This window comes from Metabacillus sp. KUDC1714 (assembly GCF_014217835.1).
Lineage (GTDB): Bacteria > Bacillota > Bacilli > Bacillales > Bacillaceae > Metabacillus > Metabacillus rhizosphaerae.
The window spans coordinates 524,931-542,864 of record NZ_CP055263.1 but is presented as its reverse complement, the minus strand read 5'-3'; the positions used below and the strand labels follow the sequence as shown (position 1 = coordinate 542,864).

General features: G+C 35.3%; 17 protein-coding genes and 1 pseudogene. 13 read left to right on the top strand and 5 right to left on the bottom strand.

The annotated features are described in order from the left end of the window. The first annotated feature begins 8 nt into the window (after positions 1-8). Complete coding sequence (locus HUW50_RS02655) at positions 9-323, top strand: rhodanese-like domain-containing protein (RefSeq protein WP_396652582.1); 315 nt, start codon at positions 9-11, stop codon at positions 321-323. A 75-nt stretch (positions 324-398) separates the two neighbouring features. Here the strand turns inward: HUW50_RS02655 and HUW50_RS02650 are convergent, their stop codons facing one another. After that, positions 399-581, bottom strand: coding sequence for a sporulation protein Cse60 (locus HUW50_RS02650; protein WP_066326471.1), 183 nt, complete (start codon positions 579-581; stop codon positions 399-401). Between the two features lie 163 nt (positions 582-744). Then, positions 745-2,016, bottom strand: a complete 1,272-nt coding sequence (locus HUW50_RS02645) for a BaiN/RdsA family NAD(P)/FAD-dependent oxidoreductase (protein ID WP_066326917.1) — start codon at positions 2,014-2,016, stop codon at positions 745-747. 242 nt (positions 2,017-2,258) lie between these two features. Between HUW50_RS02645 and HUW50_RS02640 the strand changes: the two genes are divergently transcribed. Continuing rightward, positions 2,259-3,890 (top strand): putative polysaccharide biosynthesis protein, encoded by a 1,632-nt coding sequence (locus HUW50_RS02640; RefSeq protein WP_066326474.1) that lies wholly within the window; start codon positions 2,259-2,261, stop codon positions 3,888-3,890. A gap of 129 nt (positions 3,891-4,019) precedes the next feature. After that, positions 4,020-4,748 (top strand): pseudouridine synthase, encoded by a 729-nt coding sequence (locus HUW50_RS02635; protein ID WP_066326478.1) that lies wholly within the window; start codon positions 4,020-4,022, stop codon positions 4,746-4,748. A 74-nt stretch (positions 4,749-4,822) separates the two neighbouring features. Here HUW50_RS02635 and HUW50_RS02630 read toward each other — a convergent pair whose 3' ends face one another. Next, the gene (locus HUW50_RS02630) at positions 4,823-5,044 is read right to left on the bottom strand and encodes a DeoR family transcriptional regulator (protein ID WP_046590011.1); all 222 of its coding nucleotides are present in this window, start codon (positions 5,042-5,044) and stop codon (positions 4,823-4,825) included. A gap of 370 nt (positions 5,045-5,414) precedes the next feature. Here HUW50_RS02630 and HUW50_RS26930 point away from each other — a divergent pair. From HUW50_RS26930 to HUW50_RS02610, 3 genes and pseudogenes are all read left to right on the top strand, one after another. Continuing rightward, positions 5,415-6,548 (top strand): annotated as a pseudogene (locus tag HUW50_RS26930) (ABC transporter permease). A 93-nt stretch (positions 6,549-6,641) separates the two neighbouring features. Beyond that, complete coding sequence (map, locus tag HUW50_RS02615) at positions 6,642-7,388, top strand: type I methionyl aminopeptidase (RefSeq protein ID WP_066326497.1); 747 nt, start codon at positions 6,642-6,644, stop codon at positions 7,386-7,388. Positions 7,389-7,626: 238 nt separating this feature from the next. Then, positions 7,627-8,580: an ArsR/SmtB family transcription factor gene (locus HUW50_RS02610; protein ID WP_066326500.1), complete on the top strand. Its 954-nt coding sequence runs from the start codon at positions 7,627-7,629 to the stop codon at positions 8,578-8,580. Between the two features lie 83 nt (positions 8,581-8,663). Here the strand turns inward: HUW50_RS02610 and HUW50_RS02605 are convergent, their stop codons facing one another. Further along, a complete protein-coding gene (locus HUW50_RS02605; protein WP_066326508.1) occupies positions 8,664-9,968 on the bottom strand; it encodes an NCS2 family permease in 1,305 nt (434 codons plus the stop codon). A gap of 380 nt (positions 9,969-10,348) precedes the next feature. Between HUW50_RS02605 and pepV the strand changes: the two genes are divergently transcribed. Beyond that, positions 10,349-11,746, top strand: a complete 1,398-nt coding sequence (gene pepV / locus HUW50_RS02600; RefSeq protein ID WP_066326511.1) for a dipeptidase PepV — start codon at positions 10,349-10,351, stop codon at positions 11,744-11,746. A gap of 337 nt (positions 11,747-12,083) precedes the next feature. After that, the gene (locus HUW50_RS02595) at positions 12,084-13,265 is read left to right on the top strand and encodes an MFS transporter (RefSeq protein ID WP_066326518.1); all 1,182 of its coding nucleotides are present in this window, start codon (positions 12,084-12,086) and stop codon (positions 13,263-13,265) included. A 32-nt stretch (positions 13,266-13,297) separates the two neighbouring features. Here HUW50_RS02595 and cysK read toward each other — a convergent pair whose 3' ends face one another. Then, positions 13,298-14,227 carry a cysteine synthase A gene (cysK, locus tag HUW50_RS02590; protein WP_066326520.1) on the bottom strand — a complete coding sequence of 310 codons (930 nt, stop codon included), beginning with the start codon at positions 14,225-14,227 and terminating at the stop codon, positions 13,298-13,300. 198 nt (positions 14,228-14,425) lie between these two features. Between cysK and thpR the strand changes: the two genes are divergently transcribed. The 5 genes from thpR (at position 14,426) to HUW50_RS02565 (ending at position 17,914) form a co-directional block, all read left to right on the top strand. After that, positions 14,426-15,001, top strand: a complete 576-nt coding sequence (gene thpR, locus HUW50_RS02585; RefSeq protein WP_066326523.1) for an RNA 2',3'-cyclic phosphodiesterase — start codon at positions 14,426-14,428, stop codon at positions 14,999-15,001. Further along, the gene (locus HUW50_RS02580) at positions 14,998-15,387 is read left to right on the top strand and encodes a CidA/LrgA family protein (RefSeq protein WP_260445647.1); all 390 of its coding nucleotides are present in this window, start codon (positions 14,998-15,000) and stop codon (positions 15,385-15,387) included. The genes thpR and HUW50_RS02580 overlap by 4 nt, the downstream gene beginning before the upstream one ends. Next, positions 15,384-16,070, top strand: coding sequence for an LrgB family protein (locus HUW50_RS02575; protein WP_066326531.1), 687 nt, complete (start codon positions 15,384-15,386; stop codon positions 16,068-16,070). Before HUW50_RS02580 ends, HUW50_RS02575 begins: the two co-directional genes overlap by 4 nt. 66 nt (positions 16,071-16,136) lie before the next feature. After that, the gene (locus HUW50_RS02570) at positions 16,137-17,105 is read left to right on the top strand and encodes an NERD domain-containing protein (RefSeq protein ID WP_066326533.1); all 969 of its coding nucleotides are present in this window, start codon (positions 16,137-16,139) and stop codon (positions 17,103-17,105) included. 131 nt (positions 17,106-17,236) lie between these two features. Continuing rightward, the gene (locus HUW50_RS02565) at positions 17,237-17,914 is read left to right on the top strand and encodes a diacylglycerol/lipid kinase family protein (protein WP_066326535.1); all 678 of its coding nucleotides are present in this window, start codon (positions 17,237-17,239) and stop codon (positions 17,912-17,914) included. The last annotated feature ends 20 nt before the right edge of the window (positions 17,915-17,934 follow it).

Genomic DNA, 17,934 nt, shown 5'->3' with positions numbered 1-17,934 from the left:
TGTACGAAATGAAAGAAATTTCTCCTGAAGAAATTCAACAAAAGCTAGAAAACGGTGAAAAGATAGAGTTAATAGATGTTCGTGAAGATGATGAAGTAGAAGCAGGAATGATTCCACAAGCCCGACATATTCGAATGAATGATATTCCTAATCAACTAGATGCAATTGATAAAGAAAAAGAGACATTTTTTATTTGTCGTTCAGGCGGTCGCAGTGGTAATGTATGTGCATATTTACAAGAGCGAGGATATAACGTAGTTAATATGACTGGTGGTATGCTTGAATATAAAGGTGAGACTAAGCCTAAAAGTGAATTAGCTTAACCTACATAAAAAGAGTATGCCTGTCCAACAAGCATACTCTATAAAATACTTCAAGAGCAATTCTTGCATTTTTATCTAAACATGATACATAATGAGCGCAGAATAACAATAAATCTGTTCTCCTTCCTCATCGGTTGTAATTGACACACTATATTTAATATCTCTAACATGATTATCGTTAAGCCTAGCTAAAAAATCATTTATTTCTTCCTCTAAATCCTTTTCGTGCTCTTCATCAAATACAGCTACTTTTAACATGCACTCACACCCTTTAACTAAGTTAGTAAACTTTATTAAAAAGTTGCTAGAATTAGAACTAGTTTTTATAAGTATCTATTAAAAAAATACGTGTTTTAATTAAAGTTGAGAATTAAAAAAGCGCCAAGTGTAACTTAGCGCAGATGAAAGGAAGTATATTTTTTTAGTTCTTAGCTCTAGAATACATTGCAGCATTTTTCCCCGCAAGTCGCCCGGTAACGAGAGCTGAAGTGATATTATAGCCACCTGTGTATCCATGTATATCTAAAATTTCACCACAGAAGTAAAGTCCATTTTTATATTTCGAAGACATCTCTCGAGGGTGTATTTCCTTTACAGAAACTCCTCCGCCTGTTACAAATGCCTTCTCAATTGATAGAGTACCATGTACGTTAAATTGAAACTGTTTGCAATCTCGTACGAATGAACGAAGCTTTTCATTTGAGAGATTATCATATGTCAGAAGCGGATCAATATCATTTTTCTCCAATAAAAATAATAAATACCTTTCAGGTAAAAGTCCCTTTAAGACATTTTTGATTGCTTTTTTGGCATCATACTTTAAATCCTTAACGATTGATTGAAATAGCTGCTCTTCATTAGTATCAGGAATTGCATCAATGCTCACAGGAATTGCATTTGTTTTAAACTTTTTCATTGCTTTTACAACATATTGACTACATCTTAAAACAGCTGGTCCAGAAATACCAAAATGAGTGAAGAGCATGTCCATTTTGTGGGTGATAATTTGTTTTCCTTTCGGGTTCAATACACTTAAGGCAACATCTCGTAAAGAAAGCCCTTGAAGTGTTTTTTCCTGAATAAATGTCTCATTAGACGTAATAGGTACCTCTGTTGGAAATAGTTCGGTTATTGTATGACCCGCTTTTTCAGCCCATGCATAGCCATCCCCGGTGCTTCCAGTGTGGGGTACACTTTTTCCGCCTACAGCGAGAACAACTGCATTAGTCGAAATCATTTCACCGTTTACAAGTTGTACACTTTGTACCTTTTCCTCATCATAAAAAACATTCTTTACAGGTTCATTTGTCCGAATTTCAACGTTCAAACGGTTTAATTCACTAAGAAGGGCATCGACAACTGTTTGTGCTTTATCAGTAACTGGGAACATGCGTCCGTGATCTTCTTCCTTGAGCTTAATTCCGAGTTTTTCAAAAAAAGAAATTATATCTTCATTATTAAATTCTGAGAACGCACTATATAAAAATCTTCCGTTACCTGGAATATGTTTTATAATTTCGTCAATGGGCAAGCGGTTCGTTACATTACAACGACCTCCACCTGAAATAGCAAGTTTTCTTCCTAATTTATTCCCTTTGTCTACTAGGAGAACGCGAGCACCTTGCTGGCCAGCTGCAATAGCTGCCATTAAACCTGAGGGCCCCCCACCGATTACTAACACATCATATTTCATTATGTTTTTCACAACCTTCATTTATATCTTGGTCTGCTCCTCATATTATAGCTAAAGATGTTAAAAAGCAAAAAACAATTTTGGTTTTAATACTCTATTAGGAATTAATTTTTGTCTAGCTCCAGTGTGTATCCTAACATGTAAGCTACCGTTTTTCTGAATACAAACATGTGGTATAAGCGTAGGATTGTGGTAAAATAGAAAAGTTGAATCTTCATAGAGAAGTATGGTGAGTCAGAAATATGTCGAATAATTTGTTAAGAGGTACGTTTGTTTTAACGTTAGGTACATATCTTTCGAGAATATTAGGTATGATCTATCTCATTCCTTTTGCAGCTATGGTTGGAACTGATGGAGGAGCCTTGTTCCAAACTGGTTATGCTCAATATACAATATTTTTAAGTATTGCAACGGCTGGATTTCCAGCTGCAGTTTCTAAGTTTGTTTCGAAATATAATGCAATCGGCGATTATGAAACAAGTAGGCGGATGTTTAAAGCTGGATTGGCTGTTATGCTTGTGACAGGGTTACTAGCATTCTCCCTTCTATATATGCTTGCACCGATGCTAGCTAAAAGTGCACTTGCTGGTAAGAATTATAGCAGTTTTACTGTTGAAGACGCTATATTAGTCATCAGAATGGTCAGTTTAGCGCTCATTGTTGTGCCATTAATGAGTTTAATCCGTGGCTTTTTTCAAGGACATCAATCAATGGGGCCAACAGCTGTTTCTCAAGTAATAGAACAGCTTGTCAGGATTGTTTTTTTACTTGCAGCTACTTATCTCATTATGAATGTATTTAATGGCGGGTTAGTTTTAGCAGTTGGTTATGCAACGTTTGCAGCATTTGTTGGGGCAATAGGCGGTTTGCTTGTTTTATTGGTCTATTGGATAAGGCGTAAGCATACGCTACAAGCTTTGCAAGAAAATAAAGTGGAAACAAAATCCATGCCTCTAGGATTAATGTTTAAAGAAGTATTTCGCTATGCAGGACCATTTGTATTTGTTGGCTTAGCGATTCCTATATATAACTATATTGATACTAACACATTTAATGGGGCAATGATTGAAGCGGGATACGATAAAGATATTGCAATTGCTATGTATGGAATTCTGTTACTTTACGTTCCAAAACTCGTGATGATTCCAGTTTCATTAGCAACTGCTTTTGGTTTAACTCTTATTCCTTCAGTCACAGAATCATTTACAAGTAATAATCGAGCACTGCTACATAAGCAAATCGATCAAACATTACAAATAATTATGTTATTAACATTGCCTGCTGTTGTAGGGATGTCAGTACTAGCTGGACCAGCGTATAACATTTTTTATTATGGTGAATATGAGGAAATCGGAAAAAACATACTAATGTGGTATGCACCGGTTGCTCTATTGTTTTCGCTCTTTACGGTCAATGCTGCGATACTTCAAGGGATAAATAAACAAAAGCTTGCAGTAATTAGTCTAGTCATTGGTATTATCGCCAAGCTAGTTTTAAACACTCCACTGATTCAATTATATCAAGGTGTTGGATCAATACTTGCTACTGCAGCGGGTTATTCAATTTCATTAATATATGGCTTTGCAATGATTAAACGTCATTCAGGTTATTCGTTTAAATTATTATTTAAACGAACAGTATTAATGACCATGCTTTGTACATTTATGGGATTAGCCGTTTCTGTCATTCAATCAATCTTAGGTATTTTTATTAATTATGAGGATGGAAGAATGCAATCAGTTATTGTAGCTGTCGTTGCAGTTATAGTCGGAGGAGTCGTTTATTTATATTTAGCCTATCGATCTCATCTCTTGGAAAAAATTTTAGGAGATCGATTAAAGCGATTTTTACCGAGAAGCCGTGCGAATGGTTAAAAACAGGTAAAAATAAGAAAAGCTCGGTAAAATTGCCGAGTTTTTTTAATGAAAGTATGAAATGCATTTTAGGTTCGGTATTTTCCGCTTTTATTATAAAAATTAAATGATCGAGTGGTGCTCTTATAAATGAGAATTGATAAATTATTAGCGAATGTAGGTTATGGAAGTCGTAAAGATGTAAAGAAGATGCTAAAAACAGGTGTTGTAAAAGCAGATGGGGAAGTAATTAAAGATCCAAAAATTCATGTGAATCCAGATGAACAGCATGTAACTGTTAACGGTGAAAAAATCGAATATAAGGAATTTGTTTATTTGATTATGAACAAGCCTGCAGGTTATTTATCAGCAACTGAGGATGAATTACAAGAAACAGTTATTGATTTATTAGAGATGGAGGATGCTGTTTGTCAGCCTTTTCCTGTTGGACGGCTTGATAAGGATACAGAGGGATTGTTGCTGTTAACGAATGATGGTCAGCTTTCACATCAATTGTTATCTCCGAAAAAACATGTACCAAAAACGTATTATGCTACGATTTTAGGTAGTGTTAAAGAAGAGGATATAGAAGCGTTTAAAAAGGGTGTTGAGCTAGACGACGGCTATGTGACTAAGCCGGCAGATCTGGAAATTCTTACATCTGGAAATCAATCAACAATTCATATCACCATTACTGAAGGTAAATATCATCAAGTGAAACGAATGTTTGAGTCGGTTGGGAAGAAGGTTACCTACCTGAAAAGAATATCAATGGGACCAATAAAATTAGATGAGGATGAACTAAAGATTGGAGAATATCGTGAACTAACCGAAGATGAGATTGAATTGTTAAGACATGCACAACCCATAGAATTATAAAATAAAAAAAGAGGAACCTTTCATGATGAAGGTTCCTTTTATGTATATTCATATTAATTTTTGATTACTTTTTCTTACGAAGACATCTTAACTTTTTTCTTTGTAGTGGCCCATTTACCTCTTGTTGGGCTGTGAACCAAATCGTTATATGCTAACACATTTAAATCACGTTGTATGGTTCTTGGTGTAATACCAAATTCGTCAACAAGTTGCTGTGTGGTCACAGTTCCCCTCTCATTAATAAACATGTAGACTGATTTGATTCTGGTTAGCATACGGTTTGTTGAAGGTTTCAAAAAACCACTCCTTATCGTTTGATCGCACTGGCAATGCCTACTACAACCTTTCGATGACTGCAACTTCAGATGTCACTTCATACATATATTTAATGATGTGGTAAAACGTTACAACAATATTTTACACGATTTCGACACATAACATCCAGAGAAAAGATTAAATTTACACAATATTAACATTTTTGCCTAGCTTACAGTAACAAATAATAAGCTTTTTACTTAGTTTCTGTTTCTAGTTCCAGTTGACCAAGTCAATTAATAAAACTATATGATGTTTGTTCTGAATAGTATGACAATATTTTGAATCTTTTTCAAGTGAAATGAATCTTTTTCCTTTATTTCCCGTATTAAAAGGAAAGGGGGATTCGAAATGGCTATTAAACAAGATTGGCGATTCCAATTTAAAAACATTCTATCAATTTTGGATTGGACGATCATCCTTTATCTCCTCATTCCGTCCCTTGCCTTTGTAGGGATTGCCTATCATTCATGGTGGTTTACAGTTCCAAATTGGTTAATAGGATTCCCACCTTCTCTTTATTTCCTAGGTTGTTATTTCATTTGCTGGCAAGGACGGCTAAGGACATTTATGGAGGAAGCAGACCAACTATATCTCCTCCAATTTTCTAAAAAAACAGTGTCAATAAGATATATGGGTGCACTATATTCTTCTTTTAGCATATTTATAAAATGGGTAGTAGTGTTTTTGTTATTATTTCCAATGACTAATCATTTCAGCGAATTAGAAATAGGACAATTTTCAGCAGCTATTGTATATTTCTTCAGTTTAAATCTTTTGCTTACTACATATGAGCAGACAGTCTATCATTACCGTTTCATTATGAAGTTTTTCTTGTATGTCTTTGTTTTCATTTTATTTGCTTTTTTGTCATATTTATTGATAAATCAATTGAGTAACATCGTTTTAATGATTGTTTCAATCATATTTATTGGTTTAGCAATTTGGCAAATAAAACTCTATCAGTCTCAATATAAAAGCTTCTATACAGATGTTGAATAGGAACAAAGAAATAAAGTGAAGCTTATTTCTTTTATGTTTGCGATTAACCCCGATATCTATCTACCAAAGCAAAAGAAACTAAAGAAGCGTTCTTTGTTGTTATGGAGAAATTCAACGAGAATATTTATAAACCGTGCACCAGAAAACGGTGTCACAGAACTATTTATTAAAGCATTTCTACGTGAAAAGACAAATATTTTCAGCTATATCCAAATACTTTCAGTAACAATTACGCTAATTTTTGTCACTCCAATATGGTTAAAATGGTGTGTTTTTATAGCATTTTGGTTCTTCTTTAAAGAGTGGGTCATCTTACTATTTAAAGAGATAATAAAACAAAACCCATATTTAGTCATTGATTACTTGCAGAGGGAATATATTTTTCAAGCACAAAAGATGTGTGAAAAACGATTTGTATATCCTGGAGTTTCTATTGTTTTTCTTTTTGCTAGTTTATCAACCATACTAGCGATTTTTATCTGATGTTGAGTAGTTTATTTAGTTAAGCTTCTCATGTTGTGCTAAGCTAATTAATATAGTTTTCAGCTACATACGTGTAATCGGAGGGAATAGAGTTTGATTATTTTAAAAAGTAAACGTGAAATAGAGTTAATGCATAAAGCTGGTCAATTATTGGCCAATTGTCATAAAGAGATCGCAATGAGAATCAAACCAGGTGTTACGACATTAGAAATAGATTCGTTTGTTGATGCTTATTTTAAAGCGCATGGAGCAACACCAGAGCAAAAAGGATATAAGGGCTATAAATATGCCACTTGTGCGTCTATAAATGATGAAATCTGCCATGGGTTTCCTAGGAATAGTCCTTTGAAAAATGGAGATATCGTAACGATAGATATGGTTGTGAATTTAAACGGTGCACTTGCTGATTCAGCATGGTCATACGCTGTTGGTGATGTGTCACCTGAAGCTGCCCGTTTATTGCAGGTTACTGAAGAATCCTTAAACAAAGCGATTGAACAATCAATCGTAGGAAATCGACTTGGGGATCTTGGTCATGCAATTCAGAGCTATGTTGAAGGCGCGGGATTTTCAGTTGTACGAGAGTTTACGGGTCATGGTATTGGCAAAACGATACATGAAGCACCTACTGTTTTACACTATGGTGAACCAAATAAAGGTCAGCGTTTAAAGGAAGGTATGGTCATTACGATTGAACCAATGGTTAATTTAGGCGCATGGGAATCTAAAATGGATAATAACGGTTGGACAGCTAGAACAATAGATGGAAAGCTTTCAGCGCAATATGAGCATACGATTGCAATTACGAAAGAGGGACCAATCATTTTAACAAAGCAATGATACTAAAATAAGAATAACTAAAAGTGAAGCACAAGCCATCTAATGACTTTGATTAGAGGGCTTGTGCTATTTGTACGAATTCTTTGAATCAATAATTATCGTAATTATTGATTATATTTTGTGCTATTAAAATTGAAAAACATTAAAAGAAAGTGGAAAATTGTGTTAAGTTCTTACTTGTCCTAATTTTATCACAGGTGTATCATAAGAAATAAATTCATTACTATCGGAGGCGCTTATGGAACTAGATATATCAAAGCATTCCTTGCCAGTTTTCGAAGCACTTGCAAGCAATGTAAGAATTAACATCATTCAACTTTTAGCTGAGCGTCCAAGAAATATGAAAGAATTGGCGGAGGCATTAGGGCTAAGTAGTGCAATAATGAGTATGCATATAAAAAAATTAGAAAAAGCAGGAATCATTCGTACTGATCGAGTGCCTGGTAAAGGCGGAGTACAAAAGCTATGTGTCCTGTATGTAGAAAATATGGAAATTATCTTCCCTAAAAAACAAGAAGAACATAAAGAGTTTCACCAAACTGAAATTTCAGTTGGACATTATACTGATTTACATGCTGAACCAACTTGTGGATTAGCTACCACGGAAAAGATCATTGGAGAGTTCGATGACCTTCGATATTTTTTTGATGCTGACCGTGTAAATGCTAAAATATTGTGGTTTTATAAAGGGTATATTGAATATAAAATTCCAAATTACTTGCTAGCAAGTCAACACCCAAATGAGCTCGAAATTTCTCTTGAACTTTCATCTGAAGCACCATTTACAAATAGTAATTGGCCCTCTGATATTGATTTTTATCTAAATAATATTCATTTAGGTACATGGACAAGTCCAGGAGATTATGGTGACAATCGTGGTAAGTATACTCCTTCATGGTGGCCAAGTGTTGTGAATCAATATGGGCTATTGAAGAAGCTTAGAATTGCTAATGATGGTACATATATGGATGGGAATAGACTATCTGATATTAAATTAGAAGATGTAGGGATTAGGGAGAAACAATGGACATTCCGTATTGCCGTTCATGAAGATAGTGAGCATGTAGGTGGTGTTACATTATTCGGAAGAGGGTTTGGCAATTATAATCAAGATATTCTTTTTCACCTTTATTTTGAAAAGGAAAATCAAAATAAAGAAAAGTTAATAGAGAATATTAACTCAATAAAATAAGGAAGCTGACTATCTAAGTCAACTTCCTAAAGTTAAAGTTCTTGTCCTAGTTTTGATGTCTCGAACGAGCACTTGCGCTTTACTTAATGTCCGCCAATAAATGCTAGTTGAATGAAAAATAGGACGGCAAAAATGTAAACAAAAAGATGAACCTCTTTCCACTTACCTTTTGCAATCTTCATTAAAGGATAAGAAATAAATCCAAGTGCGATACCAGTAGCGATGCTAGATGTTAAGGGCATACTAATCACGACTAGAAATGCAGGAAATGCTTCATCAAGTTCTTTCCAGTTAATATCGGAAATTGCACCCATCATCAAGCTTCCAACTATAATGAGTGCTGGTGCTGTAATTGCTGAAATACCAGAAACTGCACCAATCAGTGGACTGAATAAAAGCGTGAATCCGAATAAAATCGATACGGTTAATGTTGTTAATCCAGTTCTTCCTCCTGCAGCTACTCCTGCTGAAGATTCAATATAAGCACTTGTTGGACTTGTTCCAAACATTGCTCCAACTGTTGTTGCAGCTGAGTCAGCCAATAAAGCAGTACGAGCCTTTGGTAGCTCATTACCCCTCATTAATCCAGCTTGTTGTGCAACACCAATCATTGTTCCAGTTGTATCAAAAATTGTTACCAATAAGAAAGAAAAGACAACTGTATATAAACCGTGTGAGATCACATCACCAATTGCTGAAAATGGATTTGTGATAAGAATACCTTCAGGCAGACTAGGTAAAGAAACGAATCCTTCTTTAAACTCAAGCTGTCCTGTCAAAAAGGCTATTAGTGCAGTAATAACCATCCCGATAAATAATGCACCATGAACATTCAAGCTCATTAAGACTAATGTAACCGCTAGACCTACTAATGCTAAAACAACAGATGGTGAATGTAGATCACCTAATGCAACTAGGTTGTTAGGATCAGCAGTTATAATTCCAGTTAAACGAAGTCCAATAAAGGCAATGAAAAGACCGATACCAGCTGTAATTCCACTCTTTAAATTACTTGGAATAGCTTCAATTAATTTTTTGCGGAATGGTGTTAAAGATAAAAGGACAAAAATAATACCCGCAACAAATACAGCAGAAAAAGCTGTCATGTATGTAATATTTTCATTTGCTCCAACAACTGAATAAGCAAAATATGCATTTAAACCCATACCTGGGGCAATAGCGATTGGATAGTTTGCAGACAGTGCCATCCAAAGTGTACCGATGATTGTTGCAATGATTGTTGCAGTGAACACTTGATCAAATGGCACTCCTGCGTCAGCTAATATAATCGGATTTACGACAACAATATAAACCATAGTTAAGAAGGTCGTAAGCCCTGCAATTATTTCAGTTCTTACATTTGTATTGTGTTCTGCTAATTTAAACATAGTTACCCCCGTCATTTTTACGAACGTTTTTCAAAACATGTATAATAATATTCGTTTTTAATTTATTTTGCAATAGTTTTCTCTTTTTTTTTGTTACCTTTTCCTTTATAGGGGATTTTCTTTAGTAATGTAAACATATTATGTGCATTAATAAGTAAATTATAAAAATGAGCCAAGTTATCTTTTAGTTTAGGAAGTTTCTTGCACTGTGGATAAGCGCACGACATCCAGCTCCAGCGCCTAGCCCCTCGAGGTCATAAGCTTGTCGGGACTGATCAAGGCGTTTGCGCTTTTGTTGTTGCTGTTTACTTTTATCCTGAGATAGTGTTTGGTATGTTATATAAGGAATTGATGATAAATGATAGTAGGAGGTTTACATAATGAATTGGAAAGAAGAAGTTGAAAAAAGAAAAGACGAGATCATAAAAGATACACAGGCATTTCTGCAAATAAAAAGTGTTTTAGATGAGGATACCAAATCTGAGATTGCTCCATTTGGTGAAGGGATAAATAATGCATTTCTCCATTTATTGCAGTTAGGTGATGCTTCGGGTTTTACAATTAAGAACCTTGACGGCTATGCAGGACATATCGAGTTAAAGGGGAGTAGTGAAGATGTTGTTGGTGTGCTTTGTCATGTTGATGTTGTTCCAGAAGGTGACGGTTGGACGAGTGATCCCTATGGTGCGGAGATTAGAGATGGTAAGATTTTTGCTAGAGGGGCGTTGGATGACAAAGGACCGACGATCGCGGCATTTTATGCGATGAAAATTGTGAAAGAACTTGGGCTATCCTTAACAAAGAATGTACGCATGATTATCGGAACAGATGAAGAAAGTGAATGGCGCTGTGTTGATCATTATTTTAAGCATGAAAAAATGCCACTAATGGGTTTTGCGCCTGATGCTGATTTTCCGATCATCTTTGCTGAAAAGGGAATAATTGATGCTACGTTAATACAAACATCTACCTATGATAATGAGCAAGGTAATGCAGTGCTTCAAACCTTCCATTCTGGGAGAAGGTTTAATATGGTCCCTGATTTTGCTGAAGCATCTTTCATGATTAAAAGTGATCAAACATCAGTAAGCGAATTATTTACAGATTATATAACTCAAGCAAATGTAAAAGGAACTAGTAAAGTCGAAGGGGATCTTATCAAATTAACGATTGAAGGTATCTCAGCACATGCAATGGAGCCAAACAACGGGATAAATGCTGGGATATTAATGGCTGCATTTTTGAATAAGCTTGAACTAGATAAAAAGGGTAGCCAGTATATCAAAACAATCGTTGATGTTTTTGAAACGGATACTCGTGGGGAGAAACTTCAGATTTCATATTCTGATGAGATCAGTGGTGAATTAACTGTAAATCTTGGCATTATGTCTTATACAAATGAGACCAATGGGAAGCTAGGAGTAAATGTTCGTTATCCAGTTACTGGTGATGCAGATCATATAAAGAAAGGCTTCTCAGCTCTAGCAGGTTTTGATTTACAAGCATTTGATGACTCTGAACCACACCATGTGGATGAGAATCATCTACTTATTCATACCTTACAGAAGGTGTATAAAGAACAAACAGGTGAGAAGGCAGAGCTAATTGCAATTGGTGGTGGTACTTATGCGAGGTCGTTAAATGCAGGTGTTGCATTCGGTCCACTGTTTCCTGGGAGACCAGATATTGCTCATCAAAAGGATGAATATATAATTATAGAAGACCTTTTGAAAGCAACGGCCATTTATGCACAAGCTATATATGAATTAGCGAAATAATGAATGATGAAATATGGCAGGGATGATAGTAGATTGAAACAGGATGACTTCATTTCTTGAAAATGAAGTCATCTCTTTTTTTAAGGCTCTTTTCTAAGAGATTATTGCTTTTAAAACAAAAACAAATTCAGGTTGATTGGAACGGTTTGCGAGACACCTGCGGGAGCACCGCCCGCCCCGCGGAAAGCGAGCATCTCTCTCTGCAATCAACCACACCGCATTACTTGGTAAATAGCAACAATGTTTGCGAAAATAGACTTTTTAAAGGATAAACAGTTGCCAGTAACTCTAAAGTGATAAATAGAGTCTGTATTTTGTTAAGGAAAGAAGGAATATTATGGAATACACAGTCATACATCAGCAGGAACAAAGAGCAACCAATCTTAATTTTTCAAAGTTTTATTTCTTTGTTTTTTTTGGGATTGGTTCACTTTTTCCGCTTTTATCCCTCTATTTAAAAGATGTTGTTGGCCTATCGGGTAGCCAAATAGGAATTATTATGTCGATTAGCCCAGTTGTGATGATTGTCGTACAACCGATATGGGGAGTCCTAAGTGATGTAACACAAAAGCCAAGCTTCTTATTATCCGCGGCGATCCTTTTAACTGCGATGTTTGGGATCATTTATTCTTTTATAAATAGCTATTACTGGATTGTAGTTATGGCAATTTTGCTTGCTATCGTGCAAAGTGCGGTTATTCCGTTATCAGATAGTATTGCGGTAAATTATGTTCAAAAAACAAAAGGTCAATACGGTTCGCTTCGCCTGTGGGGAGCTGTTGGCTTTGCCTTTGCTGTCCAAATTGTTGGTTGGCTTTCAGACCAGATAAGCTTATCAGTTATTTTTTATGTTTTTTCCATTGCCTTACTTGTTTCATGTTTATTTGCTTGGCAGCTACCAAAAGAAAATCAATCTATGAAAATTAGTTTAAGAAAAGGGCTTAAAGAACTTATTAATGTGCCAAGATACTTTGTCTTTTTATTTATTTCTTTTTTAGTTTTAGGACCACTGTTAGCGAATAATATTTATTTTGGGATATTAATAGCTGAAGTAGGTGGTGGGCTTACGGGAATTGGTCTTGCGTTTTTGCTAGCAGCTGGTAGTGAAGCCCCATTTATGAAAGTCGCAAGCCTTTGGATAAACAAGCTTGGAATGATTAATATCTTAATCTTGGCGACAGTAGTAGCTGCTATTCGCTGGTTTTTATACTTTATTGAACCACCTTTATCAATCATTTATATTTCTACTATTGCCCAAGGGCTTTCATTTGGTTTGTTCATGCCAGCGGCTATACAATATGTCAGAGATTTAGCACCTAAAAAAGTTGGGGCAACTGCTATTTCGTTGTATTCAGCTATCGGTAATGGGCTAGGGAACTGGTTCTGTACTTTTGTAGGAGGGTTAATTTTAGAAGGATTTTCAGTCATGTACGTATATTTGTTTTTCGGAGCAATGACTGTATTGGGATTGTTGGTGTTACTATTGTTTAAGCTTACTAATAAAAAAGCTGCTATGTAAAAAGGAGAGGAAACATTTCCTCTCCGTCTAAATTAAAAAGCAAAGACATCACTTGATAGATAACGTTCACCAGTATCACTTATTATACAAACGACTACATCTTCAGGTGTTAAACGTTTTGCTACTTCAATTGCTGCATAACATGCTGCACCAGAAGATGGCCCAACTAATATTCCTTCCTCACGAGCAAGTCTTCTTGTAATATCATATGCTTGATCATCCTCAATTTTGAGAATTTCATCATATACCTTTTGATTTAAAATTGAAGGAATAAAGCCAGGGCTTGTCCCGACAAGTTTGTGCATGCCTGGTTTTCCACCTGAAAGAACCGGAGATCCAGCTGGTTCAACAACGTGAACTCTTAAATCTTTGTAATGTGCTTTTAATGCTTCCCCTGTTCCTGTAATCGTCCCACCAGTGCCAGCAGTAGCAACAAAAGCAGATAGCGGCTTGCCAAGTTCATCCATCGCCTCGATTATTTCTTTTGCCGTAGTATGACGATGTGCATTAGGATTTGCTTCGTTATCAAACTGCATTGGCATAAAGGCGTTTGGTATTTCTTTTGTTAGCTGCTCTGCTTTTCTAATAGAGCCTGGCATCTTTTCGTCACCAGGTGTTAGAACAACCTCTGCTCCGTATGCTTTAAGTAAATTAATACGTTCTTGTGTCATTGTATCAGGCATAACAAGAATTGCTTTATAGCCGCGTGCAGCTGCATTCATTGCAATCCCGATTCCAGTATTTCCACTAGTAGGTTCAATTATGGTTGAATTAGGCTTTAATAAACCTTGCTTTTCAGCTTCAATAATCATATTGTAAGCAGCACGATCCTTTACACTTCCACTTGGATTAAAGAATTCAAGCTTTAAGTAAACCGCTGCGCTATCCTCAGGGGTTATTCGATTTAATTTTACTAATGGAGTATTTCCGATAAGGTCTGCAATGTTGTTAACGACTTTCATTATGTCACTTCCTTTTGATGTGCTTGTAAAAATTCTATCATATAAAAATTAATATTCCTATTACAATACTAGGATATAACAAAGATTGAATTTAAAACAATACTTACCCTGAATAATGTTTTTTCTTTTAATGTGGGATAGAATAAATAAATAATGAATCGAACCGTCTGTACATTAAGAAATCTGGGGGCAATTTTTATGAAACATCAAACTCATTTTTTTATTGCAGTTCCAATAGAAATCGATCTTAGAAAAGCAATACATAACTGGCTAGCTAATAATAAGGGCAACCTTCCATTCCAATCTTGGGTTCATCAAGAAGATTATCATATTACTTTAGCTTTTTTGGGTCAGATTGATGCAGATGATCAGTTAAAAAGATTATCGAAACTTGTGAAAGACAAAATAGTCAATTTACCACCATTCAGCCTTTCAGTAAAGGGGCTTGGTGTTTTCGGTAAAAAAGATACACCAAGAATATTTTGGGCTGGAATTGAAGACTCTTCATCCCTTATTTATTTGCAAAAACAAGTTTTTCATGCTTGTCAAGAAATTGGTTTTAATCTTGATTCAAAGCCGTTCCGTCCTCATATCACACTTGCAAGACGTTGGAAGTCAGACAAACCTTTTGTTACACCGGAACTGTTTCTCGAAGCAATTCATAATGAGCACCAAACCTTTATAGTCAAGGAGATTCATTTGTATCAGACCCATCTTGATCGATTTCCAAAGTATGAAGCAATTGATGTTTTTGATTTAAAAGGTGATAAATGATGAAATATGTTTTAACCATACTGCAAATATCATGTTTATTGACGATATATCTTATAGGAGTGCTTATTCAAAAGGTTTGTAACTTAACTGTTCCAGGAAGTATTATTGGTATGATCTTATTATTTGGAGCGCTTTATTTTCGAATTATTAAGCGAGAGTGGATAACCTTGGGAAGCTCTCTCCTTTTAAAATATTTACCAATGTTATTTATACCTGCTACAGTAGGAGTCATTGACTACCTTGATTTATTTATGGGAAGTGGACTAATTACGATTGGGATCGTATTAGTTAGCACAATCATCGTGATGGTAACCTCTGCTCGAATAAGTGATGTTTTATTAACAAGAGGTGAGGATGCTAATAAGGATAAGGGGCTACACTTATGAGTCTGTTTTTTTCAATCTTATTTATCGGGATAACAATTGTTATTTATTTACTCATGAAGCAATTTTATAACCGTTATACCTACCCCTTACTCGTTCCGATCTTCACGTCCAGCCTACTAGTTGCTGGATTATTATTAGTGACAAATACGTCATATATCACCTACATGAGTGGTGCAAAATGGCTAGATGAGTTATTAGGGCCAGCTGTAGTTGCATTAGCTATTCCACTATATGATCATCGAGATATAGTAAAAAGGAATTCACTAACTATTTTCATTAGTGTTATTGTAGGAGCGATTGTTGGAATGGTAAGTGGAATCATTCTAGGAATGATAAGTCGAATTAATAAAGAGCTTATTTTTTCAATAGCTCCAAAATCAGTTACTACACCAATTGCAATGGAAATAAGCGAGTTCGTTGGTGGAGCACCTGCACTTGCGGCTGTTTACGTAATGGTTGCTGGGATATCAGGTGCAATGTTTGGACCGTATTTAATGAAAGTCTGTAATATTAAGCATTCCATTTCAAAAGGAATTGGCTTTGGTACAGCATCGCACGGAATTGGAACTGCAAGGGCGTTAGAGATTGGAAATGTTGAAGGTGCACTTAGTTCAATTTCTATGACCTTAAGCGCTATTTTTACAAGCTTCCTATGTCCAATAATTTTGTCATTTTTCCTATGAAACGAAAATGTTGGTGAGAGAATTTCTACAGCAACCATAACAAACAATGAGGGAGTTGATAAACGGTTGGCACAATTAATTAAACTTTATGATTATATCTCACGCTACGAGCTCAATGCTTACCGTTATTCAAGTCAGTTTATCCGATTAAAAAAGCAACAATGGGATAAGGTTTCACAAGCATGGGAAAGTGATACGTTTCATTCGGTAATGAAAGTAAGTGAATCTCCTACCCTGCAGCGTGAAGATGATACGGAAAAGCTGTCCATTTTAAAAATGTTTAAAAGTAGATTTTCCAAGGAAGAACCTGAACCACAGGTTATAAAACCACTTATAAATGACGCAATACTTGCTGATGAGGATTTGCAATTTCAATTTACAACGATACCAAAAACAATTGACGATCTTAAACATTTATTTTTGGATTATATTTTTCGTTTTCAAGTTCGTTGGGCAAGCTCAACTCTTCGGGAAATATCATCGGTAGAAAAATCGGTGTATAGAGATAGGGTATTGAAGTATTTTGTTCAACGTATACCTGATCACTACTTATTACTTTATAGACCAGTTTTTCAGTTGAAAAATGCTCCAGTTGAACTAGATTTAATCCTGATAGGGACAACAGAAGTCTATTGTATAACACTTGTTGAACAGTTAGATGAAACAGTTTTTACAGGTTCGAAGGAAAAATTCTGGGTTGCAAGAAAAGGTGATCACGAAAAAAAAGTGCTGAGTCCATTATTAAGTCTCAATCGTACAGGAACTGTTGTCGAAAAACTAATTTCAGCACAGGAAGTTGACATTCCCGTTAAAAAACTAATGATAAGCCGTAACGGTTATATAGATTACCCTTATGCTCCTTATGATATAACAATTTTAGATAAACGTACATATCACGAGTGGTTTCAGCGGCTAAGGAAATCATCTGCACCATTAAAGCATACCCAGTTAAAAGCAGCGCAAGTATTGCTATCTCACTGCCTAACAAATTCCTACTACCGTAAGGAATGGGATGAAGAATCCTCAAATGATTAATTGCAGTATAGGGACAAGACCTTTGGAGTCAGTCCCTTTTTGAGATGAAATTATAGTGAATTTAGCTCTTGCACTTTTTAGTGAACACAATATATTCACGTACATAAACTAGTATAGATAATGGAGTATAAATGTATGAATGGATTATTTTTTATCTTTTAAGAGCTGGAAGTGGGAATAACTGGTTTCAATTACCAACAAATCCAGTTAAGGCAATAAGACTAATAAAACAAAGGGGCAATAAACCGGTAACACAATATGACCTTGGAGAGTTTCGATTAATTGGAAAGAAAATTGGGCAGTATTTTATAAACCATTTAGGAATAGGATTACAAGCTGAGGTTCAAAAGGAAATAGAAAATATTCCAATTAAAAAGTTATTGGCCATGCTAAAAATGGAGTTTGTAACGTTTATCATTGCCTATTTTAAGGTATTATTAGATTATCAACTTTCTTCATTAGAAGTTTGCGTTAATGGAGAGTTTACTACGTATAATAATGTATGGTTCATTATCATATCAAATGGACCTAATTATCAAGGGGAATTTAAGGTTACTACTAATGCAAACGCTACGAATGGGGAACTAAATATGACAATTGTACACAGTATCAATCGATTTCAGCTTTTTATGGTGATGTTTTTCAATATGGCTGAAAAACATTTAAGTGCAGTAATAAATACAATTGCTTGTGAATCCATATCAATTACTTCTAAAAAACCTTCAATAATCCATGCAGATGGAGATGTTGTGGGAGAGACTCCAGTTTCAATTAGTATAAGAAAATCTCGTGTTGCCCTTATTAAATAAAATCATTTCAAATGAAATAA